The 25,752-nt window shown below is 69.7% G+C and carries 24 protein-coding genes; 9 read left to right on the top strand and 15 right to left on the bottom strand.

Annotation, left to right across the window (positions count from 1 at the left end; translation table 11 throughout):
- Positions 1 to 160 precede the first annotated feature (160 nt).
- The 3 genes from EBL85_RS03445 to glgC form a co-directional block, all read right to left on the bottom strand.
- Positions 161 to 958, bottom strand: coding sequence for a thiazole synthase (locus EBL85_RS03445; RefSeq protein WP_123139117.1), 798 nt, complete (start codon positions 956 to 958; stop codon positions 161 to 163).
- A gap of 120 nt (positions 959 to 1,078) precedes the next feature.
- Positions 1,079 to 1,279, bottom strand: coding sequence for a sulfur carrier protein ThiS (thiS, locus tag EBL85_RS03440; protein ID WP_123139118.1), 201 nt, complete (start codon positions 1,277 to 1,279; stop codon positions 1,079 to 1,081).
- A gap of 14 nt (positions 1,280 to 1,293) precedes the next feature.
- On the bottom strand, positions 1,294 to 2,565 hold the full coding sequence (gene glgC, locus EBL85_RS03435) for a glucose-1-phosphate adenylyltransferase (RefSeq protein ID WP_123139119.1): 1,272 nt from the start codon (positions 2,563 to 2,565) through the stop codon (positions 1,294 to 1,296).
- Positions 2,566 to 2,803: 238 nt separating this feature from the next.
- On the opposite strand from glgC, the gene glgB reads away from it, so the two are divergent.
- The 8 genes from glgB (at position 2,804) to EBL85_RS03390 (ending at position 12,418) form a co-directional block, all read left to right on the top strand.
- Complete coding sequence (gene glgB, locus EBL85_RS03430; protein WP_123139120.1) at positions 2,804 to 5,062, top strand: 1,4-alpha-glucan branching protein GlgB; 2,259 nt, start codon at positions 2,804 to 2,806, stop codon at positions 5,060 to 5,062.
- 97 nt (positions 5,063 to 5,159) lie between these two features.
- On the top strand, positions 5,160 to 5,534 hold the full coding sequence (locus tag EBL85_RS03425; RefSeq protein ID WP_123142176.1) for a DUF2288 domain-containing protein: 375 nt from the start codon (positions 5,160 to 5,162) through the stop codon (positions 5,532 to 5,534).
- Positions 5,495 to 5,950 carry a YaiI/YqxD family protein gene (locus tag EBL85_RS03420; RefSeq protein ID WP_123139122.1) on the top strand — a complete coding sequence of 152 codons (456 nt, stop codon included), beginning with the start codon at positions 5,495 to 5,497 and terminating at the stop codon, positions 5,948 to 5,950. Before EBL85_RS03425 ends, EBL85_RS03420 begins: the two co-directional genes overlap by 40 nt.
- Positions 5,907 to 6,800 (top strand): AraC family transcriptional regulator, encoded by an 894-nt coding sequence (locus EBL85_RS03415; RefSeq protein ID WP_190287855.1) that lies wholly within the window; start codon positions 5,907 to 5,909, stop codon positions 6,798 to 6,800. The genes EBL85_RS03420 and EBL85_RS03415 overlap by 44 nt, the downstream gene beginning before the upstream one ends.
- Before the next feature lie 84 nt (positions 6,801 to 6,884).
- On the top strand, positions 6,885 to 7,523 hold the full coding sequence (locus tag EBL85_RS03410; protein ID WP_123142175.1) for a class I SAM-dependent methyltransferase: 639 nt from the start codon (positions 6,885 to 6,887) through the stop codon (positions 7,521 to 7,523).
- 371 nt (positions 7,524 to 7,894) lie between these two features.
- Complete coding sequence (locus EBL85_RS03400; protein ID WP_123142174.1) at positions 7,895 to 8,467, top strand: NnrU family protein; 573 nt, start codon at positions 7,895 to 7,897, stop codon at positions 8,465 to 8,467.
- Positions 8,468 to 8,480: 13 nt separating this feature from the next.
- Positions 8,481 to 8,957, top strand: coding sequence for a molybdenum cofactor biosynthesis protein MoaE (locus EBL85_RS03395; protein WP_123139126.1), 477 nt, complete (start codon positions 8,481 to 8,483; stop codon positions 8,955 to 8,957).
- A gap of 212 nt (positions 8,958 to 9,169) precedes the next feature.
- Complete coding sequence (locus EBL85_RS03390) at positions 9,170 to 12,418, top strand: EAL domain-containing protein (RefSeq protein WP_123142173.1); 3,249 nt, start codon at positions 9,170 to 9,172, stop codon at positions 12,416 to 12,418.
- Here EBL85_RS03390 and EBL85_RS03385 read toward each other — a convergent pair.
- The 6 genes from EBL85_RS03385 to EBL85_RS03360 are packed head-to-tail and all read right to left on the bottom strand — an operon-like array spanning position 12,395 to position 18,187.
- Entirely contained in the window at positions 12,395 to 12,769 is a 375-nt protein-coding gene (locus EBL85_RS03385) for a Na+/H+ antiporter subunit G (RefSeq protein WP_123139128.1), read from the bottom strand. The two genes, EBL85_RS03390 and EBL85_RS03385, sit on opposite strands and share 24 nt — an antisense overlap.
- A 7-nt stretch (positions 12,770 to 12,776) precedes the next feature.
- A complete protein-coding gene (locus EBL85_RS03380; RefSeq protein ID WP_005222186.1) occupies positions 12,777 to 13,046 on the bottom strand; it encodes a K+/H+ antiporter subunit F in 270 nt (89 codons plus the stop codon).
- Entirely contained in the window at positions 13,040 to 13,534 is a 495-nt protein-coding gene (locus EBL85_RS03375; RefSeq protein ID WP_123139129.1) for a Na+/H+ antiporter subunit E, read from the bottom strand. The genes EBL85_RS03380 and EBL85_RS03375 overlap by 7 nt, the downstream gene beginning before the upstream one ends.
- A complete protein-coding gene (locus EBL85_RS03370) occupies positions 13,531 to 15,051 on the bottom strand; it encodes a monovalent cation/H+ antiporter subunit D (protein WP_123142172.1) in 1,521 nt (506 codons plus the stop codon). Before EBL85_RS03370 ends, EBL85_RS03375 begins: the two co-directional genes overlap by 4 nt.
- Positions 15,048 to 15,389 (bottom strand): Na+/H+ antiporter subunit C, encoded by a 342-nt coding sequence (locus tag EBL85_RS03365; protein ID WP_123139131.1) that lies wholly within the window; start codon positions 15,387 to 15,389, stop codon positions 15,048 to 15,050. The genes EBL85_RS03370 and EBL85_RS03365 overlap by 4 nt, the downstream gene beginning before the upstream one ends.
- A gap of 5 nt (positions 15,390 to 15,394) precedes the next feature.
- A complete protein-coding gene (locus tag EBL85_RS03360; RefSeq protein ID WP_123142171.1) occupies positions 15,395 to 18,187 on the bottom strand; it encodes a monovalent cation/H+ antiporter subunit A in 2,793 nt (930 codons plus the stop codon).
- A gap of 195 nt (positions 18,188 to 18,382) precedes the next feature.
- Between EBL85_RS03360 and EBL85_RS03355 the strand changes: the two genes are divergently transcribed.
- Entirely contained in the window at positions 18,383 to 19,672 is a 1,290-nt protein-coding gene (locus EBL85_RS03355; RefSeq protein WP_190288030.1) for an O-antigen ligase family protein, read from the top strand.
- On the opposite strand, the gene EBL85_RS03350 is transcribed toward EBL85_RS03355, so the two are convergent.
- Genes EBL85_RS03350 through EBL85_RS03325 form a run of 6 tightly spaced genes read right to left on the bottom strand, consistent with a single transcriptional unit; the run spans position 19,656 to position 25,745 of the window.
- Positions 19,656 to 21,059: a BatD family protein gene (locus EBL85_RS03350; protein ID WP_123142169.1), complete on the bottom strand. Its 1,404-nt coding sequence runs from the start codon at positions 21,057 to 21,059 to the stop codon at positions 19,656 to 19,658. The genes EBL85_RS03355 and EBL85_RS03350 overlap by 17 nt on opposite strands.
- Entirely contained in the window at positions 21,053 to 22,276 is a 1,224-nt protein-coding gene (locus EBL85_RS03345; protein WP_123142168.1) for a tetratricopeptide repeat protein, read from the bottom strand. The genes EBL85_RS03350 and EBL85_RS03345 overlap by 7 nt, the downstream gene beginning before the upstream one ends.
- Positions 22,273 to 23,313 (bottom strand): VWA domain-containing protein, encoded by a 1,041-nt coding sequence (locus EBL85_RS03340; RefSeq protein ID WP_123142167.1) that lies wholly within the window; start codon positions 23,311 to 23,313, stop codon positions 22,273 to 22,275. Before EBL85_RS03340 ends, EBL85_RS03345 begins: the two co-directional genes overlap by 4 nt.
- Positions 23,310 to 24,323, bottom strand: a complete 1,014-nt coding sequence (locus EBL85_RS03335) for a VWA domain-containing protein (protein WP_123142166.1) — start codon at positions 24,321 to 24,323, stop codon at positions 23,310 to 23,312. Before EBL85_RS03335 ends, EBL85_RS03340 begins: the two co-directional genes overlap by 4 nt.
- On the bottom strand, positions 24,316 to 24,834 hold the full coding sequence (locus EBL85_RS03330) for a DUF4381 domain-containing protein (protein WP_123139137.1): 519 nt from the start codon (positions 24,832 to 24,834) through the stop codon (positions 24,316 to 24,318). Before EBL85_RS03330 ends, EBL85_RS03335 begins: the two co-directional genes overlap by 8 nt.
- Positions 24,831 to 25,745, bottom strand: a complete 915-nt coding sequence (locus EBL85_RS03325) for a DUF58 domain-containing protein (protein WP_123142165.1) — start codon at positions 25,743 to 25,745, stop codon at positions 24,831 to 24,833. Before EBL85_RS03325 ends, EBL85_RS03330 begins: the two co-directional genes overlap by 4 nt.
- Between the last annotated feature and the right edge of the window lie 7 nt (positions 25,746 to 25,752).

The following is a 25,752-nucleotide window of genomic DNA, read 5'->3' as shown; positions in this document are numbered from 1 at the left end:
GGCGATCCCTGGGCGGGTGTTGCGTCCTGGCGGTTCGAGGCGATGGCGCCGCAGCTCCGCTGCACGATCGGGATGCGCAGGATACCAAGAGCCGGGCGGTCGGTGGGGCAGCGCGCCCGGTCGGGCGCGCTGGCGACGGGCCTCGGCCCGTCGGCGGGGATCAGAAGAACAGCCCCTCGATCGGCGAGGAGGCCGAGGCGAAGCGCTTGGCCGGCATGCGCCCGGCGAGATAGGCCTCGCGACCGGCCTCGATGCCCTTGCGCATGGCTCCGGCCATCAGCACCGGATCCTTGGCCGCGGCGATGGCGGTGTTCATCAGCACGCCGTCGCAGCCGAGTTCCATCGCCTCGGCGGCGTCGGAGGCGGTGCCCACCCCGGCGTCGACCAGCACCGGCACCTTGGCGTTCTCGACGATGGTGCGGATGTTGAGCGGGTTGCGGATGCCCAGGCCCGAGCCGATCGGCGCGGCCAGCGGCATCACCGCGCAGCAGCCGATGGCCTCCAGCTCGCGGGCGACGATCGGGTCGTCGTTGGTGTAGACCATCACGTCGAAGCCGTCGGCGACGAGGATCTCGGCGGCCTTGAGGGTGGCGATGACATCGGGGAACAGGGTCTGCTGGTCGCCGAGCACCTCGAGCTTGACCAGCTTGTGGCCGTCGAGCAGCTCGCGTGCCAGGCGGCAGGTGCGCACCGCGGTGTCGACATCGAAGCAACCGGCGGTGTTGGGCAGGTAGGTGTAGCGCTCCGGGGGCAGCACGTCGAGGATGTTGGGCTCATCGGCGTTCTGGCCGAGGTTGGTGCGACGCACCGCGACCGTGACGATCTCGGCGCCGCTGGCCTCGATGGCGCGCGCGGTCTCGTCCATGTCCTTGTATTTACCGGTGCCGACGAGCAGGCGGGAGCCGTACTCCTTGCCGGCGATGACGAGTCGGTCTGGGTTCTGGGTCGCTGTGGTCATGAGGGTCCGTGTCGAAGCGTGAAGTGGAAAACGAACCAGCATGCGGCCGGTGGCAGGCAAATTCAAAAGGGCCGCAGCTGTGAGTCAAGGATGGCGCCGGGGCAGGCTCGGCGTGGCCGTTCAGCCGCCGCCGACGGCGTGGATGATCTCCACCCGGTCGTCGGCGGCGAGGCGGTGCTCGGCGAAGCGGCTGCGCGGCACCAGCTCGGCGTTGACCTCGACGGCGAGACGCTTGCCGGTGAGTTCGAGCTGCTCGAGCAGCTCGGCCATGGTGATGGCCTCGGCGACCTCGGTGCGGTCGCCGTTGATCTCGATCTGCATGTGCTCTGTGTTCCTCATCGCACGTGGTTGGCGTTCTGCCCGAGCATCTCCGGGGTCACCAGGGTGATGCCACTGTCGGTGACCTGGTAGCCGGCGCGGCGATCGGCCTCGGGGTCGAGTCCGATCACGGTACCCTCCTCGAGCTGGCAGTAGCGTTCGATGATGGCGTTGCGGATGGTGCAGTTGCGACCGATGTCGACGTCGGGCAGCACCACTGAGTCCTCGACATAGGCGAAAGAGTTCACTCGCACGTTGGAGAACAGCAGCGAGTGACTCACCTTGGCCCCGGAGATGATGCAGCCGCCCGAGACCATGGAATCGACCGCCATGCCGCGTCGGTCCTCGTCGTCGAAGACGAACTTGGCCGGGGGCAATTGTTCCTGATAGGTCCAGATCGGCCATCCCTTGTCGTAGAGATTGAGCGGTGGGGTGACGCCGATCAGCTCGAGATTGGCGGCCCAGAAGGCATCGAGGGTACCGACGTCGCGCCAGTAGGCCTGCTCGCCGCTGACCGGGTCGCGGAAGGTGTAGGCCATCACCCGATACTGCTTGATCACCGAAGGGATGATGTCCTTGCCGAAGTCGCGGCTCGAGTCGCGGGTGTCGGCGTCCTTCTGCAGCTGCTCGAAGAGGAAGTCGCGGTTGAAGACATAGATCCCCATCGAGGCGAAGCAGCGCCCGGGGGCGCCGGGGATCGGCTTGGGTTCGGCGGGTTTCTCCTCGAAGCCGCGCACCCGATGGCCGGCGTCGACCTCCATCACCCCGAACTCGCGGGCGCGCTCGGTGTCGACCTCGAGACACCCGACGGTCATGTCGGCGCCGGACTCGACGTGGAAGGCGATCATCGCCCCGTAGTCCATCTTGTAGATGTGGTCGCCGGCGAGGATCAGCACATAGTCGGGGTCGTGGTCACGGATGATATCGAGGTTCTGGTAGACCGCATCGGCGGTGCCGGCGTACCAGGAGTTCTCGGTCACGCGCTGCTGCGCCGGCCACAGCTCGACGAACTCGCCGAACTCGCCACGCAGGAAGCCCCAGCCCTTCTGGATGTGCAGGATCAGCGAATGCGCCTTGTACTGGGTGAGCACGCCGATGCGACGGATCCCCGAGTTGATGCAGTTCGACAGCGGGAAGTCGATGATGCGGAACTTGCCGCCGAAGGGCACCGCAGGCTTGGAGCGCCAGGTGGTGAGCTGCTTGAGGCGGGATCCCCGTCCGCCAGCCAAGATCAGCGCCAGGGTATTGCGGGTGAGACGGCTGATGAAACGGGGGTTGCTGTGGGGCATGAAATCCTCCTGAAATCTTGAGGCAACCGCATGTTAAGCAGTGCCCTTATGATACCATCGAGGGCGTTCTTCAGAGCGGATCGAGCCGTGTTCGTCGAGCCATTTCCCCGATCTTTGCTGAGTATCGGGCGAGGCTCGCGCGGTGACGTGCGTTCCCAGTCTCGACTGGTCAGCGGCCCCGGCGGCGGGCCCGTCACTGACCCCGACCACAGCTAGACAGCGGAGGAAGATCAGCGATATGGCAACCGCAACCCAGGCCGCGCGGGCCCTTCCCGATCCCCTGCAACGCATCGTCGAGGCGCGTCATCACGATCCCTTCAGCGTGCTCGGTCGCCATCTCGACGAGGATGGCGATCTGGTGGTGCGTGTCTTCCTGCCGCGCGCCGAGCGGGTGCGGCTGGTCGAGGCCGCTGCCGCGATGACCCGGATCGAGGGTACCGACCTGTTCATCTGGCGTGGCCTGCCCGAGGCGTTGCCAGAGTGCTATCAGCTCGAGTGGGAAGACGCCTCCGGGGCGGTGCATCGCACCCACGACCCCTACTGCCTCCCGCCGCAGCTCGGCGACTTCGACCTTCATCTGTTCGGCGAGGGGCGTCACTGGCACGCCTATCGTTTTCTCGGCGCGCATCTCCACCAGGTCGACGGCATCGCCGGGGTGCGTTTCGCGGTGTGGGCGCCGAATGCCGCGCGGGTGAGCGTGGTCGGCGACTTCAACGCCTGGGACGGGCGCGCCCATCCGATGCGGGTGCGCGGTGGCTCCGGGGTGTGGGAGCTGTTCATCCCCGAACTCGGTCCCGGCGGGCTCTACAAGTACGAGATCCGCGACCGCCAAGGTAACGTCCAGGTCAAGATCGACCCCTATGCCCAGGCTTTCCAGGAGCGGCCCGAGACCGCCGGCCATCTCTGCCCGGAGACCCGCTATCGCTGGGGTGACGCCGGCTGGATGCGCGCCCGCGCCGAGGCCGACTGGCAGCAGCGCCCGTTTTCGGTCTACGAGGTGCATCTCGGTTCCTGGCAACGTGATGCCGACGGCGGTTTTCTCAACTATCGCGTGCTGGCCAAGCAGATCGGCGACTATGTCGAGGCGCTCGGTTTCACCCATGTCGAGCTGCTGCCGATCACCGAGCACCCGCTCGATGCCTCCTGGGGCTATCAGTGCACCGGCTATTTCGCTCCGACCTCGCGCTTCGGCTCGCCCGACGACTTCCGCTTCTTTGTCGATCATCTGCATCAGCGCGGCATCGGCGTGCTGCTCGACTGGGTGCCGGCGCACTTCCCCAAGGACGCCTACGCCCTGGCGCGCTTTGACGGCACCGCGCTCTACGAGCATGCCGATCCACGGCTCGGCGAGCACAAGGACTGGGGCACGCTGATCTTCAACTTCGGTCGCAACGAGGTGAAGAACTTCCTGCTCTCGAGCGCGCTCTACTGGCTCGAGGAGTTCCATCTCGACGGGCTGCGGGTCGATGCCGTGGCCTCCATGCTCTATCTCGACTACTCGCGCGACGCCGGCGAGTGGATCCCCAACAAGTACGGCGGCAACGAGAATCTGGAGGCGGTGGAGTTCCTGCGCGAGCTCAACCGGGTGGCCCACGAGCGTCATCCCGGCACCCTGATGATCGCCGAGGAGTCGACCTCCTGGCCGGCGGTGTCGCGCCCGACCTATCTCGGCGGGCTCGGCTTCAGCATGAAGTGGAACATGGGGTGGATGCACGACACCCTGTCCTACATGTCCAAGGACCCGATCTATCGCCACTTCCATCACGACCTGCTCACCTTCGGGCTGCTCTATGCCTTCACCGAGAACTTCGTGCTGCCCTTCTCACACGACGAGGTGGTGCACGGCAAGGGCTCGATGATCGACAAGATGCCGGGCGACGGCTGGCAGAAGTTTGCCAGTCTGCGCCTGCTCTATACCCTGATGTTCAGCTATCCGGGCAAGAAGCTGTTGTTCCAGGGCTGCGAGTTCGCCCAGGGGCGCGAGTGGCGCTTCGACGACGCGCTCGACTGGGAGCTGCTCGAGCGGCCGCAGCACCAGGGCATCAAGCGTCTGGTGACCGACCTCAACCACTGTTATCGCACGCTGCCGGCGCTCCATCAGCAGGACTTCGCCAGCGAGGGCTTCGAGTGGATCGACTGTCACGACAGCTCGCAGTCGGTGCTGAGCTATCTGCGCAAGGACCGCAACGGCGAGACCCTGGCGGTGGGGGTGTTCAACTTCACCCCGGTGCCGCGCGAGTGTTATCGCATCGGCGTCCCCGAGGCCGGTTTCTATCGCGAGCTGATCAACTCCGACGCCGAGCTCTATGGCGGCAGCAACGTCGGCAACCAGGGTGGCGTCGAGACCGAGGCGGTGAGCTGGATGGGGCGTCCCTACTCGATCCCGATCGCCTTGCCCCCGCTCGGTGGCCTGATCCTGGTGCGCGAGTCACGGGCCGAGGCCCCGGAGGCGGGCGCGCGCGGCGATACCGCCGACCGTGAGGTCAGCGCCGCCTGATCCATCTCGGTCCGGCGTTGCGACGTCGGGCCGAACCATTGCAACGACGCCGCCCCTCGCGCGGCGTCCCCACGTCATTCCACGAGGTCGACCCCGCGTGACACAGCAAGACCCCGCCGTCGTCGACGGCACTCCGCTGGAGCAGGACGATGCGCTGCTCCGCGCCAAGCTCAACCAGGAAACGGCCCGCGCGCCCTGGTCGTCGCTGCAACGCTTCTTCGCCCAGGGCAAGGTGATCCGCGTCGCCGTCGGGCTGGATCTGATCGAGACCGCGCTGCGTATCGCCCGCGACGATACCGCTGCGCTGGGCGCGGCGATCGAGGCCGGCGAGGTCGGCCCGATCCCGGACGCCGAGGCACGCGACTGGTTCGCGCGCGATACCGAGGTCTGGGCGCTGGTGATCGCGCCCTGGGTACTGGTACAGGAGATGGGATGCACATCTGGGTCGACGCCGACGCCTGTCCACGGGTGATCCGCGACATCCTCTACCGCGCCGCCGAGCGCTGTGGGGTGGCGCTCACCCTGGTCGCCAACCAGTCGCTGAACACGCCGCCCTCGCGCTGGATCCGCTCGATCCGGGTCGGCGCCGGGTTCGATCAGGCCGATGCCGAGATCGTGCGCCGGGTCAGCGCCGGTGACCTGGTGATCACCGCCGATATCCCGCTCGCCGCCGAGGCCATCGCCAAGGGCGCCGAGGTGCTCGATCCGCGTGGTGAGCGCTACACCGCGCACAACATCGGTGAGCGGTTGAACATGCGCGACTTCATGGAGACGCTGCGCTCCAGTGGCGTCCAGACCGGGGGACCGGCGGCGCTCGATGCGCGCGATCGTCAGGCCTTCGCCAATGCCCTCGACACCCTGCTCAGCCGCGCCGCTCGCGACGGCTGAGGGCGCGACGAATCGCTTCCAGGCACGCTGTGCGTGCCGCACCTTCGACTGTCCCGAGCTGTCGCTGCTGATCGCCGATGCCGCGCCCGTCGTCGACCCCGGAGCGCCCGTGGCGACGCCGCATCGTCATCCGCAATGGTTGTTGCTGGTGGTGCTCGACGGCGATCAGTGGATGGAGGTCGAGGGGCGGCGCGTGCGCGTCGAGCGCGGTCGCCTGCTGATGCTGCCGCCGGCGCGGCTGCATCGGCCACTGTCGCAGTGCGGCGTGCCGACCCAGTTGGTACTGCTGGTCGAGGACGACTGGCTCGCCGCGCTGGCCGACACCCAGGGGCTCGACCCCGAGGCGCTGCGGGCGCCGTTGCTCCTGCCGATCGAGGGACACGAGGTGCTCGCGGTCGCCGAGCGGCTCGCCCGCGAGCATCTCGGTCGGTTGCCGGGTCGCGAGGCGATGCTGCGCCTGCTCGCCGAGCAGCTGACGCGTCTCTGTCTGCGCGCGCTGGCCGAGCGCCCGGCCAGCGCACGGACCGCGCGACTGGTCGAGCAGGCGGTGGTCTATGTCGAGACCCATCTCGCCGAGCCGCTCTCGCGCGCGCGGATCGCCGCCCATCTCGGGGTCTCGTGCGCCACCCTCGACCGGCTGCTGCGGGCCCGGCTCGGCTGCAGTCCGCGCGAGCTGATCTATCGTTCGCGTCTGGCCCGGGCCCGCGCCCTGCTGGCGCACACCGAGCGCTCGATCACCGAGGTCGCCGCCGAGTGCGGCTTCGCCTCGCCGTCGCACCTGGCCTCGCGCTTCCGTGTCGCCGAGGGCTGTTCGCCGCGTCGCTATCGGGCGCGATTGCGGCACGGGTGACGGATGTTGCGTCGGTGATGAAGGTGTGGCGAGACGGTCGTCGGCTAGTCTGGAGATCGTCCTCATCCACCGGAGATCATCATCATGTCCAACCCCTATCCACGGACCGATTTCGAGCAGGTCGCCGCGACCTGGGACGACAACCCGTTGATCCGGGAGCTTGCACGGGCGGTCCGTCTCGCCCTGGCCGGTCATTGCGCGCCGCGTCCGGGGATGCGGGTGCTCGACTACGGTTGCGGCACCGGTCTGGCGGCGCTCGCGCTCGCCGCCGAGGTGGCCGAGGTCGAGGGCTGGGACAGCAGCCCCGGCATGCTCGCCGAACTCGAGGCCAAGCGGCGCGCCGCCGGGGTCGACAACCTCCGCATCCGCCAGGTCGATCTGGTCGACGAGCCGGCCCCGGCCAGCGACTTCGATCTGATCCACTCGGCGATGGCGCTGCATCACGTGCCCGACGTCGGTGCCATGATCGCGCGCCTTGCCGGCCTCCTGGTCCCGGGCGGAACGCTCTTCCTGGTCGACCTCGATTGCGAGGACGGCAGCTTCCACGCCGATCACGAGGGCGTCTGTCACCACGGCTTCGAGCGTGAGTGGATCGCCGAGACGCTCGCCGCCGCCGGGCTGGAACGGATCCGGGTGGAGACCGCGCACCGCCTGGTCAAGCCCGATGCCGCCGGGGTCGGGCGCCGCTACTCGATGTTCTGCGCCAGCGCGGTGCGGGGCTGAGTTTCAGCTTCCAGTCGCCAGCGGTCAGTTTCCAGTCGCCAGCGGTCAGCTTCCAGTCGCCAGCGGTCAGCTTCCAGTCGCCAGTCGCCAGCCGCCAGCCGCCAGCCGCCAGCCGCCAGCCGCCAACCGCCAACCGCCAACCGCCAGCCGTCAGTCGTCAGCCGCCAGCGATCAGCCGCCAGCGGTCAGTTGTTAGCCACCAGCGGGGAGCTAGCCAACCAACTGTCGAGCATGCGCGCCCACCGGCGGCTGGAAGCTGACCGCTGGCGGCTGACGACTGACGCCTGCTCCCCCGACACACGGGTTTCTCGATCGCCCGACAATCGCATAGGATCTGCATCCGCTTCTGATGCTCGAAGGAGATGTTGCGCATGGCGATCCTGATCCTGGGTCTGGTCCTCTTTCTCGGTGGGCACTCGGTGTCCATCTTTGCCCCCGAGTGGCGCGCGCGCGCGGTGGCGCGTATCGGTGAGTTGCCGTGGAAGGCGCTCTACGCGCTGTTTGCGCTGTTCGGCTTCCTGGTGCTGGTGTGGGGCTACGGGTTGGCGCGTCAGGCGCCGATCCCGCTCTATGACCCGCCGGTCTGGCTGCGTCATATCAATCTGCTGCTGATGCTGCCGGTGTTCACCCTGCTGCTCGCGGCCTATCTGCCGGGTCGCATCCAGCACACCCTCAAGCACCCGATGCTGGTTGCGGTGAAGCTGTGGGCGCTGGCGCACCTGCTGGCCAACGGTACCCTGGCCGATGTGCTGCTGTTTGGCGGCTTCCTCGCCTGGGCGGTGGCCGATCGCATCTCGCTCAAGCGTCGTCCCGCGCCCAGGGTCTATGGCATGCCGGCCTCGCCCGTCAACGATGCACTCGCCATCGTCGGCGGTCTGGTACTCTATCTTGCGTTCATGTTCTGGCTGCATCGGGCGCTGCTGGGAGTGGCCCCGATCGGTTGAGGCGGAGGCGCCGATGCGACAGGTCAGGGTACAGCACGAGCCGCTCGACCCACTGGCCGAGCAGGCCGTGTTCAACGACACCGACGGACGGGTCGGCGCGGTGGTGAGCTTCACCGGGCTGATGCGCGAGTTCGGCGCCGAGGGTGCGGTCGACGGCATGTTCCTCGAGCACTACCCGGGCATGACCGAGCAGGCGCTCGATGCGCTCGCCGCGCAGGCCGAGCAGCATTGGCCATTGACCGCTCTGGTCTTGGTGCACCGGGTCGGTTGGCTCGCCCCGGGTGATCCGATCGTCTTCGTCGGGGTGAGCAGCGCGCATCGCGCGGCGGCCTTTCGCGCCTGTGAGTTCCTGATCGACGCCCTCAAGACCCGTGTCCCGCTGTGGAAAAAGGAGACGAGCGGTACGGCTGAACGCTGGGTCGAGGCCCGTGACAGCGATGAGGTCGCGGCGCGGCGCTGGACCGAGGCGACGGCCCGCGACCCGGAGTGAGCGCCCTTGGGCGAGGCGCAGCCGTCGTCTCTGCCCGCTATCTGACACGCGTGTCTGGATCTCCACTCCGCACGTTTCGCCTCGGCGTACAAGGATGGTGGCCGTGCCCGGCTCGATCCCGCTGTCGAGACAGACGGGCTGGAGGCGAAGCCGCTGCGCGTACGGTCGATCCGGGACGCACTGAGCGCATCCGCGCGCGCCGGAGCCGAGGTATGCTGCGACAAGACATGGCGCAAGCCGCCATCGACCAGACGGCCCTGGAGATCTACTGGGCCGGTCTCGACGGTCGACTGATCGAGGTCAATACCACCGTCGAGCGGTTGACCGGCGTGGGGCGCGAGCGGCTGATCGGCCAGCCGGTCGCCAGCATCGACATGAGTCTCGATGCCGCGGCCTGGTCGGTGCTCGTCGCGCGTCTGCATCAGGCGCGTCACGAGCGGCGTGAGGGCGTACACCGGCGCGTCGAGGGCGAGGACTGTGCCGTCGAGGTGACGCTGTCTCTGGTCGAGTGCGACGGTCAGCCCCTGGTGTGCGCCTTCGCCCTTGAGGTTGCTCCTCGCAGCGCGGTCGAGCTGGCGCTGCGTGAGAGCGAACAGCGGTTGCGCTCGCTGATCAACGCCACCCCCGACATCATCTGCTTCAAGGACGGCGAGGGACGCTGGCTGGAGGCCAACGACGCCGATCTCGCGCTGTTCTCGCTCACCACCGTCGACTATCGCGGCAAGACCGACGCCGAGCTGGCCGAGTTCACCGATCCCTGCTACCGCGACGCCTTCCTCGCCTGTGAGTCGAGCGACGAGATCGCCTGGTGCGCCGGCCGGCTGTCGCGCGCCGAGGAGCGGATCACCCGACCGGACGGGGTGACCAAGGTCTACGACGTGATCAAGGTGCCGGTGTTCGAGGACGACGGCCGACGCAAGGGGTTGATCGTGCTCGGGCGCGACATCACCGAACGCGACTGCTACGAGCGTGCGCTGCGCGACAGTGAGGAGCGTTTTGCACTGGCGATGCGCGGCAGCGATGCCGGGCTGTTCGACTGGGACCTGCGCACCCGGCAGATCTATCTGTCGGCGCGCTGGAAATCGATGCTCGGCTACGCCGAGCGCGAACTGCCCGACCGGCTCGAGACCTGGGAGCAACTGGTCGACCCCAGGGATCGCGAGCGCTGCTGGCGACTGCTGCGCGACTACATGAATGGACGCTGCGACGACTTCAACCTCGAGATGCGGATGCGTCACAAGGAGGGCCATTGGGTCGATGTCCTGTCCCGCGCCTATCTGGTACGCGACCAGCGCGGTCGCGCGTTGCGCATGGTCGGCACCCATCTCGATATCTCCGCGCTCAAGCAGGCACAGCGTCAGGCCGAGACCGAGCGCAACCGTGCCAAGCAGTATCTCGACATCGCCGGGGTGATGTTCCTCGCACTCGACCTCGACGGCCACATCCTCTCGGTCAACCCGCGTGGCTGTAACGTGCTCGGTTGTGCCGAGTCGGAGCTGATCGGGCTCGACTGGTTCGCCCGCTTCCTGCCGCCGGGCGAGCGCGAGCGGCGTCACGGGCTGTTTCGCAAGATGCTCTCGGGCGCCCACCCGGAGACCGCCCTGACCGATGGTCCGATCCTGACCGCGCGTGGCGAGGAGCGGCTGATCGCCTGGCACCACAACCTGGTGCGCGATGGCGAGGGCACGGTGATCGGCACCCTGTCATCGGGCGAGGACGTCACCGAGCGCCGGCTCGCCGAGCGCGCGTTGCACGAGGAGCGTGCATTCCTGCAGCACGTGATCGACGGTATCGACGATCCGATCATGGTGATCGGGGCCGATCACCGCGTGCTGCGGATGAATCGCGTCGCCCAGCGTCTCGCCGCGGTCGATGATGCCGAACTGCACGAGTGCGGCTGCTACCAGCTCGCCCCCCATCCCTGCCTGCCCGAGGATCCGCTGTGCCCATTGCACGCCATCCTCGAGAGCGGTGAGCCGTGCAAGATGCTGCGCCACCATCGGTTGCCCGACGGCGGCGTGCGTCAGTTCGAGGTCGCTGCCAGTCCGCTGCTCGACGACGCCGGCGAGGTGATCGGCATCATCGAGGTGTCGCGCGACATCAGCGACCATCTCGAACTGCTCGACCGATTGCGCGAGCGCGAGAACAGCTATGCCCACCTCGCCCATCACGACCCGCTCACCGGGCTGCCCAACCGGCTGCTGTTCGCCGACCGGCTCGAGCAGTCGATCCGACTGGCGCACCGCGAGCACACCCGGCTGGCGGTGCTGTTCATCGATCTCGACGGCTTCAAGCATGTCAACGACAGCTTTGATCACAGCTATGGCGATCAGGTGCTCAAGGTGGTGGCGGGGCGGCTGCGGGCGCAGTTTCGCGAGGGCGATACCCTGGCGCGGATGGGCGGCGACGAGTTCACCCTGATCCTCAACGGCATCGCCCATCAGGACGACGCGGCACGGGTGGCACGCGCCATCCTGCAACTGTTCAAGGATCCCTTCGAGGTCGGTGAGCACTCGGTGTTTCTCGGCGCGAGCATCGGCATCAGCCTCTATCCCGAGCACGGCGCGCGCGCCGAGGACCTGGTGCGCAATGCCGACGCGGCCATGTATCGCGCCAAGGACGAGGGCCGCAACGGCTTCCGCTACTACTCCGAGGAGCTCACCGCGCGCGCCTTCGAACGCGTGCTGCTCGAATCGAGCCTGCACCGTGCCCTGGAGCGGAATGAGCTCGAACTCTTCTACCAGCCGCAGCTCGACCTGGTGAGCGGCGAGCTACGCGGGCTCGAGGCGTTGGTGCGTTGGCGTCATCCCGAGATGGGGCTGGTCTCGCCCGGCAAGTTCATCCCCCTGGCCGAGGAGTCGGGGATCATCATCGTCATGGGTGAGTGGATCCTCGAGCATGCCTGCACCCAGATGCGTGCCTGGCAGCAGGGCGGGCTGCTCGACGAGGGGGTGCTGATCAGCGTCAACCTCTCGCCCAAGCAGTTCGATCAGCACGCGCTCAGCGAGATGGTCGGCGGTATCCTCACCCGCACCGGTCTGTCCCCGGCGGGACTCGAGCTGGAGATCACCGAGTCGACGATGATGCGCTCGATCGAGCGCACCCGACACGTGCTCGGCGCACTGCGCGCGCTCGGCGTGAAGATCGCCATCGACGACTTCGGGACCGGCTACTCCTCGCTGATCCAGCTCAAGCGACTGCCGCTCACCAAGCTCAAGATCGACAAGTCCTTCGTCTCCGACATCCCCGACGACGCCAACGACGTGGCCATCGCCAAGGCGATCATCGCGCTCGCCAGCAGCCTCTCGCTGGAGGTGCTGGCCGAGGGGGTGGAGACGCGCGAACAGCAGGACTTCCTCACCCGCGAGGGCTGTCATACCGGACAGGGCTATCTGTTCTCGCGCCCGCTCGAGAGGGCGGCGATCGAGCGCTTCCTGCTAGCCCTGAGGCGGGGTGGCTGAGTCCTCGGCGGCATTGGCCTGGCGCGGATCGCTGGCCTCGGTGCGCTGCGGTACCGGTGCGATCGAGCGCAGCCGCAGGTGCAGCGCGGCCTTGGCCAGCAGATGGGCGCTCACCGGCGCGGTGATGAAGAGAAACAGCGTCACCAGCAGCTCGTGCAGGCTCAGCCCCTCGCCGCGGGTGCTGAAATAGACCATCGAGGCGATCAGCAGGCTGCCGACACCGAGCGTGGTGGCCTTGGTCGGGCCGTGCAGCCGGGTGTAGAAGTCCTCGAGCCGCGCCAGTCCGAGCGAGCCGATGAAGGTGAAGAGCGCGCCGATCAGGATCAGCGCCGAGAGGATGATTTCGAGCATCTTGGCCTCACTCGATGATATCGCCGCGCAACAGATACTTGCACAGCGCCACGGTGCCGACGAACCCCATCATCGCGATCAGCAGCGCGGCCTCGAAATAGAGCGCGCTGCCGAGATGGATGCCGAGCAGCACCAGCAACGCCACGGTGTTCACGTACAGGGTGTCGAGGGCGAGGATGCGGTCCGGCTGGTCAGGGCCGTAGAGCAGGCGCAGCAGGGCCATCACGAAGGCCGCGGCCACCAGCAGGAAGGCGATACTCACAGCGGTGCTCAGCATGGTTCGAAGACCTCCTGCAAGGGGGTTTCATAGCGGTGCTTGATGGTCGCGACCAGCGCCTCGGGATCGTCGACGTCGAGCGCGTGCACCACCAGCGTGGCGCGATCCGGACTCAGCCAGGCCGAGACCGTCCCCGGGGTCAGCGAGATGGTGTTGGCCAGCAGGCTGATACCGAGTTCCGAGCGCAGCGCCAAGGGCACCTCGACGAAGCCCGGTTTCACCCGGCGCGGGCCGCGCACGATCAGCCAGGCCACCCCCAGGTTGGCGACGAGGATGTCATAGAGCAGCACCAGCACGAAGCGCAGCAGGGTCAGCGGCTTGTGCACCCGTACCCGATCGGGCCAGAAGCGCAGGGTGAAGATCGGGATCAGCCAGCCGAGCAGCAGGCCGAGCAGCACGTGGCCGAACGACAGGCTGTTGACCAGCAGCAGCCAGATCACCGTCAGCGCCGGGGTGAGCAATGGATGGGGCAGCAGTCGCAGCTTCATCGTGCATGGGCCTCCATGTCGCCGCCGAGCACCGTCTCGACATAGTGTTCGGGCACGAGCAGCTGCTCGGCGGTGGCCTGGGTGAAGGCGCTGAGCGGACCGGCCCCCAGCGTCAGCCCGATGCACAGCGCGAGCAGCGCGGTGGCGGGCAGCAGCTCGGCGCGACCGGGCGTGGCCGCTGGCGGCTCGCCGGGACCGGCGCGCAGCAGCAGCAGGCTGCCGCTGCGCGCCAGGGCGACGATGCCGAGCAGCCCCGAGGTCAGCACCACGGCGAGGATCCAGGCCATCGCCGGGTCGTCGAGCGCGGCGCGCAGCACCATCAGCTTGCCGAGGAAGCCGGAGAAGGGCGGTAGCCCCGCCACCAGGATCGCGGCGATGAAGAAGAGCGTGCCGACCTGTCCGGCATGGGGCATCGTCGGGGCGTCGATCAGGCGGTCGCCGGCTGCGCCGCGGCGTCGGGCGATGCCTTCGGCGAGCAGATAGAAGGCGCCGGTGGCGAGCGTGGTGTGGACCAGATAGTAGAGTGCGGCGGCGATGCTGTCGCGATCGCCGAGTGCGATGGCGGTCAGCAGCACCCCGATCGAGACCAGCACCAGATAGCCGATCTGGATCCGCAGCGTGGTGCTCGCCAGGGCACCGAGGCTGCCGAGCGCCATGGTCACCAGCGCCAGCGGCAACAGCCAGGGATCGAGCAGCCCGGCCAACTCCCCGGCGCCATCACCGAACCACAGCGTCTGGATGCGCAGGATGGCGTAGATCCCGACCTTGGTCATCACCGCGAACAGCGCCGCCACCGGCGCCGAGGTCGCGGCATAGGCCGTGGGCAGCCACAGATAGAGCGGGAAGAGTGCGGCCTTGAGCGCGAACACCGCGAACAGCAGCAGCGCGCCGGCACGAGCCAGTCCGAGTTCGTCGGGGCCGAGGGCGGCGAGCTTGCCGGCCAGATCGGCCATGTTGAGCGTCCCGGTGACGCCGTAGAGGGTCCCGGCGGCGAACAGGAACAGCGTCGAGCCGACCAGGTTGACCACCACGAAGTGCAGTCCGGCGCGGGTCCGCTCGGCACCGCCGCCGTGCAGCAGCAGGCCGTAGGAGGCCAGCAGCAGCACCTCGAAGAAGACGAACAGGTTGAACAGGTCGCCGGTGAGAAAGGCGCCGCAGAGTCCGAACAGCTGCAGCTGGAACAGCGGCTGGAAGTGACGGCTGCCGGCATCGGTGCCGCGGATCGCGTAGAGCAGCGCGAACAGCGCGAGCAAGGCGGTCAGCAACACCATCCAGGCGCTGAGCCGGTCGGCCACCAGGACGATGCCATAGGGCGCCGGCCAGTCACCGAGCTGGTAGGTCAGCACGCTGCCGTCGGCGACGGCGAGCAGCAGCGCCAGCGCCACCCCGACCTGGGCGAGTACCGCCACCAGGTTGAGTCGCCGACGCACCGTCAGCGGCAGGGCGCGGCGCACCAGCAGCAACAGGGCACCGGCGAGCAGCGGCAGCAGCAGCGGGAGGATCACCAGATGACTCACGCGCGTCCCTCCTCGTCGGCGTGACCGTCGACATGGTCGTTGCCGAGCTCGGCGCGGGCCTTGAGCGAGAGCATGATCACGAAGGCGGTCATCGCGAAGCTGATGACGATGGCGGTGAGCACCAGCGCCTGGGGCAGCGGGTCGGCATAGCCGGGCGCCTGGGCGTCGATCACCGCCGGCTGACCGATGGTCAGTCGGCCGGTGGCGAAGAGGAACAGGTTGACCCCGTAGGAGAGCAGGGTCAGGCCCATCACCACCGGGAAGGTCCGGGCGCGCAGCACCAGATAGACCCCGCAGGCGGTGAGCAGGCCGATGAGGATGGAGATCAGGGCTTCCATATCAGTCAGTCTCGCTCCTGGGCGGCGGCGCTGCGCATCAGCCCGAGATGGATCAGGATCAGCAGGGTCGAGCCGACCACCACCAGATAGACGCCGAGGTCGAAGGCCATCGCCGAGGCCAGCTCGAAGTCGCCGACCAGCGGCCAGTGCACATGGCTGAAGGTCGAGGTGAGGAAGGGATAGCCGAAGACGAAGCTCGCCATGCCGGTGAGGGTGCCCACCAGCAGGCCGGCGGCGATCAGCGGATGCATGTTGCCGTTGAGCCGGCGGTGGGTCCACTCCACGCCATTGGTCAGGTACTGCATGATCAGCGCCACGGCGGTGATCAGCCCGGCGATGAAGCCGCCGCCGGGCTGGTTGTGACCGCGCAGGAAGATGAACGCCGAGACCAGCAGCGCCAGCGGCAGCAGCAGCCGGGTGAGCGCGGCCATGATGCTCGGGTGCAGGTCCCAGTTCCAGGGGCGGCCATGGGGATCGAGCGTCATTCCGGGCAGGCGCAGCCCCTTGAGCATGGCGTAGATGCCGAGCCCGGCGAGCGCCAGCACGGTGATCTCGCCGAGGGTGTCGAAGCCGCGGAAGTCGACCAGGATGACGTTGACCACGTTGCTGCCGCCACCGCCTGGCACGCTGTGCTCCAGGAAGTATCCGGAGATGGTCTCGCCGGGACGGGTGAGGATGCCCCAGGCGAGCGCCGCGGTGCCGAGACCGGCGATCGCGGCGAGCGCGAGATCGCGAATCCGACGCACCCGCGAGGACTCGGCCGGGGTGTGCTGGGGCAGGAAGTAGAGCGCCAGCAACAGCAGCACGATGGTCACCACCTCGACCGAGAGCTGGGTGAGGGCGAGGTCCGGGGCCGAGAACTTGGCGAAGATCAGCGCAACCAGCAGCCCCAGCACCCCGATCACGATCAGCGCGGTGAAACGCTGCCGGTGCAGCGCGGTGGTGGCGATCGCCCCGGCGCCGAGTCCGAGGGCGACGATCAGGCTGATGCCGTCGGCCGGGACCAGGGTCGCCGGTCCGGTGAGCGGGGCGGTGACGCCGAGCATGCCGACGGCGCCGAGGCTGAGCGCGCTGATCAGCAGCAGCGCCACCATGCGTTGCAGTGAGCCGGTGTCGAGCGCGGCGGTGACGGCGCGCGCCGCGGCGATCACCGTGCGCTGGGTCCATCCGAACAGCACCCCGGCATCGATCAGGCCCTCGTGACGAGCGGCGACCATGAACAACGGCCGGCGCGCGGCATAGATCAGCAGGCCACCGAGCAGCGCGATCACACTCATCGCAAAGGCCGAGTTGAAGCCGTGCCAGATCGCCAGGTCATGGGCCGGTGAGTTGGACTGCAGCACGCTGTCGGCGGCGATTGCGAGCAAGGGTTCGACGGTGAGTGTCGGGAGGATGCCGACCAGCAGACAGATCGCCACCAGGATCTCCACCGGCACCTTCATCCAGTGCGGTGGCTCGTGCGGGGTGCGCGGCAGGTCGTGCGGCTCGCCGTTGAAGAAGACGTCGTGGATGAAGCGCAGCGAATAGGCCACCGCCAGCGCGCTGGCGAGCACCACGGTCACCGGCAGCACCCAGCTCCAGGCGCTCTGGTCGAAGAAGTTGGCCGCCTCGGCGAAGAACATCTCCTTGGAGAGGAAGCCGTTGAACAGCGGCACCCCGGCCATCGACGCCGAGGCCACCATCGCCAGGGTGGCGGTATAGGGCATGAAGCGCCACAGCCCGTTGATCCGGCGCATGTCACGGGTGCCGCACTCGTGATCGATGATGCCGGCGGCCATGAACAGCGAGGCCTTGAAGGTGGCGTGGTTGATGATGTGGAAGACACCGGCGACCGCCGCCAGCGGGGTGCCGATGCCGAACAGCAGGGTGATCAGACCGAGGTGGCTGACCGTCGAGTAGGCCAGCAGCCCCTTGAGATCGTGCTTGAACAGCGCGATCCCGGCGCCGATCAGCAGGGTGGTGAGCCCGGCGCCGATCACCAGCGCGCTCCACAGCGGCGTGCCCGAGAGCGCCGGGAACAACCGCGCGAGCAGGAAGATGCCCGCCTTGACCATGGTCGCCGAGTGCAGATAGGCCGACACCGGGGTCGGCGCGGCCATTGCCCGCGGCAGCCAGAAATGGAAGGGGAACTGCGCCGACTTGGTGAAGGCGCCGAGCAGCACCAGCACCAGCATCGGGGTGTAGAGCGGGTGGGCGCGGATCGCTTCACCCGAGGCGAGGATCACCGAGAGCTCGTAGCTGCCGGCGATCTCGCCGAGCAGCAGGAAGCCACCGAGCAGTGCCAGACCGCCGAGACCGGTGACGGTGAGCGCCATGCGCGCGCCCTGGCGGGCGTCCTGGCGATGGCGCCAATAGCTGATCAGCAGGAACGAGGAGAGGCTGGTCAGCTCCCAGAACATCAGCAGCAGGATCAGGTTCTCGGCCAGCACGATGCCGAGCATCGAACCCATGAACAGCAGCAGATAGGCGTAGAAGCGCCCCATGCAGTCGTCCGCGTCGAGATAGTAGCGGGCATAGAGGATGACCAGCAGGCCCATGCCGAGGATCATCAGGGCGAACAGCAGCCCGAGACCGTCGAGACGGAATACCAGGTCGAGCCCCAGCCCCGGCATCCAGGGCAGGCGTTGAATCAGGGTCTCGCCGGCAAAGGGCACCGGCAGGCTCGGCAGCAGGCAGGCCAGCGCCAGGGCGGTTACCGCCCCGGCCATCCAGGCCGAGCGCAAACGTCCGTAACGAGAGACCCACCCGGTCAGAGCGGCCCCCAGAAAGGGGACGAGGACGACGAGTGTCAGGTTCATGATGAGTATTGAGAATGCGAGGCGTTGATCGGATCGCAGCGATCAAGCATACCATCGCTCGAACGCTGCGCGAGTGCTGTTTTCATCATCGGCTCCGGGGTTGGCCGGATTCCTGCTATGCTTGGCCGCCGAGCGCCTGTCGCCGCCCGACCCCCGCCGGCGACGCCGATCCCGTCCCTAGCCGGAACCGACGCGATGCCCAATCCGACACCGATCGCCACGCGCGCGCTGGCCGAGCGCGCCGGGGTGGCGATGCTCTATCTGCTCGCCGCCAGTGCCTTCCTCTCCACCGCGCTCGCCTCGATCGCGATGGCCGGGCTGGCGTTGGCCTTCGTGCTTGCGCCGCCCGCGCCCCGAGCCCCCTGGCACTGGTCGCCCGCGTCCCTGGCGGTGGTGGCGCTCTGTCTGCTGGTGGTGGCGCGCGCCGCCGTCGCCGCGCTCGACCCGTCGGTGCCACACGGGCTGCTGTGGGAGAGTGCGCTCGACTGGTGCAAGCTGCTGCTGTTCATCCCCTTCGCCCACTTCCTCGCCGGGGAGCGCCCACGTGCCCTGCGCCTGCTCGGGCTGGCCCTCGCCGGTCTCGCCCTGGGGATGCTGTGGCGGCTCGACTGGGGGCTGCTGGCGAGCGATCCGGGCGCCTTCCTCGGTGAGCGCGACCAGTACGGCTTCACCGCCATCGCCACCGGACTCTATACCGGCTCGGCCCTGCTCGGGCTGATGCTGATGCGCGAGCGCCTGCTCGCGCGTGCCGCCCGAGCGTTTCCCCGTTGGTCGCTGATCCTGGCCTGGGGGCTGTTGCTGGGCCTGTTCGCCCTCGGTTTCCTGCAGAGCCAGTCGCGCGGCAGCTGGGTCGCCTGGCTGCCGGCGCTGCTGCTCGGTCTGGTGCTCGCCGCCCCGGCGCGCGCCCGGCTCGATGGTCGGGTGCTGCGCCGCGCGCTGTGGATCGCCGTGCTCGCCGCAGTGGTGCTGGTGCTGGTCGCCTTCCAGGCCGACGACCTGCTGTGGCGCATGCGCGAGGACCTGGCCTGGATCAGCGGCGCGCGCGAGGGCACCGCCGCCTCCTCGCTCGGCCAGCGCTGGAGCGCCCAGCTGATCGGGCTCTCGCTGTGGCTCGATCAGCCCTGGTTCGGCTGGGGACCGGGGCTCAGTCAGTGGTTGATGGACCTCAGCGGCGACCCTGGGGTGCGCGATGGCGCCGGGGTGGCACTGCGCCATCTGCACAATACCTATCTCGAGGTGCTGGTGCAGTTCGGCGTCGCCGGTCTGTTCTGCTGCGCCCTGCTCACCCTGGCGTTGCTGACCGCCTCCTGGCGCGGTTGCGCCGGTGATCGCCTGCTGCGCGCACTGCTGATCGCGCTCTGGTGCTATCTGCTGCTGTGGGAGTTGACCAACTACCGCATGGTGCGTCACGACTGGCTGATGTACTGGATCCTGCTCGCCGGGCTGAGCCAGGGGCTGGGTCGACGCCTCAATCGGGCGGGTTGAGCGGCGGCAGCCCGCCGCGCCGCCTCGGGCGGGCCGGGCGGTGTGCGCGTCGTCCGCTGGCGAGCCGGCGCGCCAGCGCGCGCTGCCAGCGACTGAACACCACCCGCTGGGCGCCGTAGCGCGCTGCCTCCAGTCGCGCCACCAGCCGCGTCAGTGCGGTGCGATCGGCGCCGGGCGCGGTGGCGAGCAGCGCCGCGACCACCTCGGGTCGACCGCGCCGTCCGCCATCGGGCAGCGCCGGGGCGAGCCGTGCCAGCCAGGTCTCCGGGGTGGTGGCGGTGCGCGCGCGCAGCAGCCCCAGGCGCAACCGCCAGCCGCCGGGCAGACCGGCCCACAATCCCGCCCATAGCCTCTCGCCGAGGCCGAGGATGCGCAGACGCACGCGCTCGAGCGCGCCCGTCAAGCGTCCAGCTGGGGGGCGGGTGAGCACCGCCCACCAATAGCCGGCGAGCACCAGCAGCACCGCGCTCACCGCCATCCATGCCGGGTGCCAGTGGATCGCGGGCCGGGAGGGCGGCGCGCCGTTCGTCACCTGCAGGGTGCGTAGCGGGGTGCGCGCCAGCTCGCCGCGCTCGCGCGCGATGTCCCACCAGGCCACCCGGATCTCGGGGAGCAGCAGCCGACCGGCGTGCTGCGCCACCAGGGTATGGGTCTCGATGCGGGTGGCGAGGAGCTGTCGTCCATCGGGCGAGAGACGGGTGTCGACCTGTGCGCGCTCGCGATAGACGCGGATGCCGTCGACCCCGGCGAGCTGGTCGGCGAGCACGGGGAGCTGCTCGCCGCTGGTGCCGGTCGCCGAGAGTTCGAGCCGCAGTCTCAGCGGCTCGCCCGGGGCCACCGGACCCTCGGGTGTCAGGCTGGAGGTGAGGGTCAGTGCGCGCGCCGGTAGCCAGGGCTCGATACCGGGCGCCGGCGGGCGGACCCGCAGCCTGAGCGGGCGCTCGCTGCCGACCTCGAAGGTGCCGCCGGCATGGCTGCCGCTGAGCCGCAGGGGGCCGGCGTCGAGCCGCCCCGGGCGCAGCGGCAGCAGGGCGAACACCAGGGTGTTGATGGTGGTGCCGTCGCCCGCGCGTCTGGGCGGCTCGGTGTGGAGTCGGCGCAGCAGCACGGTCCCGGGGCGTGGCGGCTCGAGCCCGATCCGGGTCGGTTGTTCATCGCCGCTCAGGCGCAGCCGCAGCAGCACCGGCTGATGGACATAGGGACTCGAGGTCTCGATCGACCAGCTGAGCCGGTAGTCGGGGGCACGGCTGGTGGTCGGTGGCTGGGTGGGCCAGGCAGGGCGTTGGCCGGCCTGCCAGGGTGGCGGCCAGGGCGGCTGGAACTGGGCGCCGGCCTGAGCGCACCAGAGCAGGGCGAGGGCGGTGAGTGGGGCGATCGACCTCACCATGGGCGGGTCTCCCGATAGCGCAGCGGTTGTTCGCGCAGCCGGCGCAGCTCCTCGAGCCGGAACTGGTTGCGGATCAGCAGCGCCGGGTCGCCCTGGAGGCGCTCGAGTCGTTGCTCCAGGGTGGCGTCGGGGTCGAGCGGCCCGGGCAGGTCGCCGGTCTCCGCTGGGGGGGCGTCCTCGCCGGGGGCCGTCTCGTCCGGCCCGCTCCCCGGCAGGTCGAGCCCCGGCTGCGCGCCGTCCGGGCCGCGCCGCTGGCCCTCGCCCGGTTGTGCGGCGCGCTCGCCGGTCTCGCCCTGCTCGCCCGCGCCTCGGTCGGGCGCCTGCTCGCCCGCGCTGCCCCGGTCTCGCGCGTCCGCGGGGGCCGTGCCCGGGGTGGTCGGACCCTGGTCGCCGCCGTCACCGTCCTCGCGGCCCGTCTCCGGTGTCGCGTCGTCCGTGTCACCCTGGTCGGTCTCGGTCTCGGTCTCGGTCTCGGTCTCGTCGGCGCGACCGGTGTGCTCGCGGTCGCCGTCGTCCGCACCATCGCCGCTCCCGTCGGCCGCCCCGCTCTCGCCGTCGTCCTCCCCGTTGCCCGCCGTCGTCGATTCGGCTCGACCCGCATCCTCCGAGCGATCACCCTGACCAGACTGCTCCGACTGCTCCGACTGCTCCGACTGCTCCGACTGCTCCGACTGCTCCGACTGCTCCGACTGCTCCGACTGCTCCGACTGCTCCGACTGCTCCGACTGCTCCGACTGCTCCGACTGCTCCGATGCTTCAGACTGTTCCTGCTGTTCCTGCTGTTCCTGCTGTTCCTGGTTCTCGTCCTCTTCCTCCTCCTCGGGTTCGAGCCGGGCGAGCAGGGCGCGGGTGAGGGCGAGGTTGTGCGCGGCGTCGGCGTCCTCCGGATCGAGCCGCAGCGCCTCGCCGTAGGCGGTGGCGGCGCCGGCGTAGTCGCCGAGCTGGAAGCGGGCGTTGCCCTGGTTGTAGTGCGCCGCGCTGCCGTGCTCGCCGGTCTCGGCGGCCTCGGTGAAGGCGCGTTCGGCCTCCTGGTAGCGCTCGGCGCGATAGAGTGCGACACCGCGTCGGTAGGGATCGCTGAAGCCCTCGGCGGCGGCGGCGTAGTCGCCGGCGAGATAGTCGCCATAGGCGCGCTGGGCACGGTTCTCGAACCAGTCGGCGGCGCCCGCTGCGGTGCCGAGACCGAGCAGCAGCGCGAGTATCGTGCGCCTGCTCAAGACCCACCCCCTGGACGCCGCCAGGGATGGCGGAACTCGGCCAGTACCAGCAGCGCGAGGACGATCAGGGGGATCCAGAAGCGCTCGTTCCAGATCCGCGTCCGTTCGTCACCGGCCGCGGCGGATCGCGCCCGCTCGGCACTGGCGTCGAGCAGTGCGCGGGTGTCGGCCTCGCCGTGGACCGCTTCGCGGTAGCGCCCGTCGCCGGCCACGGCGAGCGCCTCGAGCCGCTCGGGTTCGAGCGTCGAGCGCACCGGTTGACGGGTCGGGTCCATGGGGTCGCGCACCCAGCCGCCCTGGGGCGCGGGCACCAGCGCACCCTGCTCGGTGCCGACGCCGAGGACGTGCAGGCGGATGCCGCGCGCGGCGAGCGCGCGTACCTGCTCGAGCGGCAGCGGGGTGGCGAAGTCGCCGTCGGAGATCAGCAGGATGGCGCGCGCGCCATCGGCCGGCAGCGGGTCGAGCAGCTGTGCGGCACGTTCGAGCGCGCCCTCGAGGTTGCTGCCCTGGAGCTGGGGGCTGGCCAGGTCGGTGGCGAGCACGGGCAGGCGCGAGAGCAGGGTGGCGCTGTCCTCGGTGATCGGGGCGAGCACGTGCGGGACCGAGGCGAAGGCGATCAGACCGAGACGGTGATGGCGATTGGCGCGGATCAGGTCCTCGAGTTCCTGGCGGGCGCGCCCGAGCCGGTCGGGGGCGAGATCGGTGCAGCGCATCGAGCGCGACACGTCGAGCAGCACCAGCAGGTGATTGCCGGGGTGGAACAGCCGCACCTCCTGATAGCCCCAGCGCGGCCCGGCGAGGGTGAGCACCAGCAGGGCCCAGAGCAGCGTCCAGCGGCGCAGTGGGTGGCCCCGTCGTCCCGGCCTCGACGGCGCGACCAGCAGGTGCGGCAGCAGATGGGCGTCGGCATAGGCGCGCAACGCCGTCGGCGCGCCTGCCAGCGGCGCGCGGCGGCGGCGCCACCACCACAGCGCCGGGATCGCCAGCAGCCCGAGCAGCCACAGCGGTTCGGCCAGGTGCGGTCCGCCGACGCTCATGACGCCACCCCGCGATCCCGGATCCCCAGCGCGAGCAGGGCCGCCAGCGCGAGCAGCAGCGGCCAGCGGTAGAGCGGCTGGGGCAGGTAGAGGGTGCGCGCCTCGCTCGCGGTCTTCTCGAGCCCGTCGATCTGCGCCGAGATGCGCGCCAGGGCGTCGCCGTCGGTGGCGCGGAAATAATCGCCGCCGGTGAGGGCGGCGATCGCGCGCAGCGTCTCCTCGTCCATGGTGAGGTCGTCGCGATAGCGGATCTGTCCCTCCTCGCGGATCGGGATGCGCTGCTGCTGGCTGCCGACGCCGATGACATGGATGCGGATGCCGTAGTGCGCGGCCAGTCGCGCCGCCTCGCGCGGGTCGAAGCCGCCGGCGTTGTTGTCGCCGTCGGCAATCAGCAGCAGCACCCGCGAGCCGGCGGGCCGCTCGCGCAGCTTGAGCGTGCCGAGTGCGATGGCGTCGCCCAGCGCGGTGGCCGCGCCCGCGATCCCGGGGACCAGGTCGGCGAGCTGCTGGCGTACCGCGGTGCGGTCGAGGGTCAGCGGCGCGAGCACGAAGGCCTGGGCGCCGAACAGGATCAACCCCACGCGGTCGCCGCTGCGCCCGGCGACGAAACGATCCATCACCGTGCGCACCACCTGCATGCGATCGAGCTGGCGCCCGTCGCCGAGGTCGAGCGCGGCCATCGAGTGCGAGGCGTCGACAGCGAGCATCAGGTCGTAGCCCGGGGTGCTGATCTCGGTGTGCGGGGTGAGCCACTGCGGGCGGGTGAGCGCGGCGACCAGTGCCAGCCACAGCAGCAGCCACAGCAGCCGGTCGAGGCGCGCCTCGCCGCCGGTGCCGTCGCCGCCTGCGGCGAAGACCGCGCGCAAGCGCTCGGGGTGGGGGTGGCGCAGTCCCGGGGTGGTCGATCGCGGTGGCGTCGGGCTGGATCCGATCCGGCGCCGCAGCAGCCGTGGCAGCAGCCAGGGCAGCGGCAGTGCGAGCGCGGCCCAGGGCCAGTGGAACTCAAGCATCGCCGGCCTCCCGGTAGGGCGCGGCCCGGGTCCAGGACTGGGTCGCCGCGATCAGTGGCGCGAGTGATGGCATGGGGGTCTGTCCGGGTGGGGCATAGCGTGCGCCGATCAGCGCCTGGCCGTGCTCGCGCCAGGGGAAGCCCGCCGGGTCGGCGCGTTCGAGCCATTCCAGCCAGGCCTCGCCGCAGCGCCCGGCGACGCCGTCGCGCCCGCAGCGGGCGATGGCGATGCGGCGCAGCAGTTCGGAGAACTCGGCGAGCAGGCGTGCCGGGTCCTCGCCGTCGCGCTCGCGGCGCGCCAGCGCGTGCAGTCGTCTGCGGGCGTCGACACGCCAGCCGCTGTGGCTGCGCGCGAGCCGGACGAGCGCGCGACCGAGCGGCGCGCGCCCGCGCCACAGCAGCCAACCGCCGAGCCCGAGGGCGAGCGCGAGCAGCCACCAGCCGGGGGCCGGCGGCCACCAGGGGACGGCGTCGATGTCGTGGATGTCGCGCAGTCCGCCGTGCTCGATCATCGGTGTGCCCTCGACCGGGCGTGACGCGCCAGCCCGTGGATCAGCGCCAGATGGATCTCGCTGTCGGTGGCGGTCGGGATCAGGATCAGTCCGAGTCGGTGGGCGTTGGCGCGCAGTCGTGCGCGTCGCGCCTCCCAGGCCGCGCGATAGGCGTTGCGGGCGGCGGGGTCATCGGTGTCGAGCAGGTGGCGGCTCCCGTCGGGGCCGACGAAGCCGACCCGGCCCATCGCCGGGATCTCGCGATCGGCCGGGTCGTCGAGCGCGAGCAGCACCAGGGTGTGGCGCTGACGCAGCTCGCCGAGCAGGGTCTCGAACCCCGGTCGGTCGCGGTCGAGATCGGCGATCAGGAACAGCAGCGAGCCCGGCGGCAGTCCGGCGGCGGCGCGGCGCAGGGTCTCGATCACCGGCGTGGTCGGCGACCCGGGGTCGAGCGGCGCGGCGAGCGTGCGCAGCAGCTGCCAGAGCGCGCGTCGACCCCGTGCCGGGCGCAGCATTTGCGGCGCCGGGGTGCCGAACACCAGTCCGCCGACGCGGTCGTGGAGTCGGCTCGCGGCCCAGCCGATCAGCGCTGCGGCGCGCGCCGCCTGCACCGACTTGAAGGTGTTGCGGGTGCCGAACTCGAGGTGCGCGCCACGCTCGACGCAGAGCAGCACGGCGCGCTCGCGCTCCTCGCGAAACAGCTTGAGATGCGGGGTGTCGGTGCGCGCGGTGACCTTCCAGTCCATGTAACGGATGTCGTCGCCGGCACGGTACTCGCGCACCTCCTCGAAGTGGATGCCGGCGCCCCGGAACACCGAGGCGTAGAGTCCGGCGAAGGGCGAGTTGACCAGGTGGTGCGCGGGCAGGCCCAGGGCGCGGGCCTGGTGACGCAGTTCGAGCAGGTCGTCGAGGCGGACGCCGGGCTGCTGCATGGCGGCG

The sequence above is a fragment of the Marichromatium sp. AB32 genome, from assembly GCF_003718675.1.
GTDB lineage: Bacteria > Pseudomonadota > Gammaproteobacteria > Chromatiales > Chromatiaceae > Marichromatium > Marichromatium gracile.
The sequence above is the reverse complement of the archived record's forward strand: the minus strand, read 5'-3'. Positions and strand labels throughout refer to the sequence as shown.

Bases quoted from the DNA above. Each gene is read 5' to 3' on its own strand.
- EBL85_RS03445 (WP_123139117.1), bottom strand. From the start codon at position 958: ATGACCACAGCGACCCAGAACCCAGACCGACTCGTCATCGCCGGCAAG.
- thiS (WP_123139118.1), bottom strand. From the start codon at position 1,279: ATGCAGATCGAGATCAACGGCGACCGCACCGAGGTCGCCGAGGCCATC.
- glgC (WP_123139119.1), bottom strand. From the start codon at position 2,565: ATGCCCCACAGCAACCCCCGTTTCATCAGCCGTCTCACCCGCAATACC.
- glgB (WP_123139120.1), top strand. From the start codon at position 2,804: ATGGCAACCGCAACCCAGGCCGCGCGGGCCCTTCCCGATCCCCTGCAA.
- EBL85_RS03420 (WP_123139122.1), top strand. From the start codon at position 5,495: ATGCACATCTGGGTCGACGCCGACGCCTGTCCACGGGTGATCCGCGAC.
- EBL85_RS03415 (WP_190287855.1), top strand. From the start codon at position 5,907: ATGCCCTCGACACCCTGCTCAGCCGCGCCGCTCGCGACGGCTGAGGGC.
- EBL85_RS03410 (WP_123142175.1), top strand. From the start codon at position 6,885: ATGTCCAACCCCTATCCACGGACCGATTTCGAGCAGGTCGCCGCGACC.
- EBL85_RS03400 (WP_123142174.1), top strand. From the start codon at position 7,895: ATGGCGATCCTGATCCTGGGTCTGGTCCTCTTTCTCGGTGGGCACTCG.
- EBL85_RS03395 (WP_123139126.1), top strand. From the start codon at position 8,481: ATGCGACAGGTCAGGGTACAGCACGAGCCGCTCGACCCACTGGCCGAG.
- EBL85_RS03390 (WP_123142173.1), top strand. From the start codon at position 9,170: ATGCTGCGACAAGACATGGCGCAAGCCGCCATCGACCAGACGGCCCTG.
- EBL85_RS03385 (WP_123139128.1), bottom strand. From the start codon at position 12,769: ATGCTCGAAATCATCCTCTCGGCGCTGATCCTGATCGGCGCGCTCTTC.
- EBL85_RS03380 (WP_005222186.1), bottom strand. From the start codon at position 13,046: ATGCTGAGCACCGCTGTGAGTATCGCCTTCCTGCTGGTGGCCGCGGCC.
- EBL85_RS03375 (WP_123139129.1), bottom strand. From the start codon at position 13,534: ATGAAGCTGCGACTGCTGCCCCATCCATTGCTCACCCCGGCGCTGACG.
- EBL85_RS03365 (WP_123139131.1), bottom strand. From the start codon at position 15,389: ATGGAAGCCCTGATCTCCATCCTCATCGGCCTGCTCACCGCCTGCGGG.
- EBL85_RS03360 (WP_123142171.1), bottom strand. From the start codon at position 18,187: ATGAACCTGACACTCGTCGTCCTCGTCCCCTTTCTGGGGGCCGCTCTG.
- EBL85_RS03355 (WP_190288030.1), top strand. From the start codon at position 18,383: ATGCCCAATCCGACACCGATCGCCACGCGCGCGCTGGCCGAGCGCGCC.
- EBL85_RS03350 (WP_123142169.1), bottom strand. From the start codon at position 21,059: ATGGTGAGGTCGATCGCCCCACTCACCGCCCTCGCCCTGCTCTGGTGC.
- EBL85_RS03340 (WP_123142167.1), bottom strand. From the start codon at position 23,313: ATGAGCGTCGGCGGACCGCACCTGGCCGAACCGCTGTGGCTGCTCGGG.
- EBL85_RS03335 (WP_123142166.1), bottom strand. From the start codon at position 24,323: ATGCTTGAGTTCCACTGGCCCTGGGCCGCGCTCGCACTGCCGCTGCCC.
- EBL85_RS03330 (WP_123139137.1), bottom strand. From the start codon at position 24,834: ATGATCGAGCACGGCGGACTGCGCGACATCCACGACATCGACGCCGTC.
- EBL85_RS03325 (WP_123142165.1), bottom strand. From the start codon at position 25,745: ATGCAGCAGCCCGGCGTCCGCCTCGACGACCTGCTCGAACTGCGTCAC.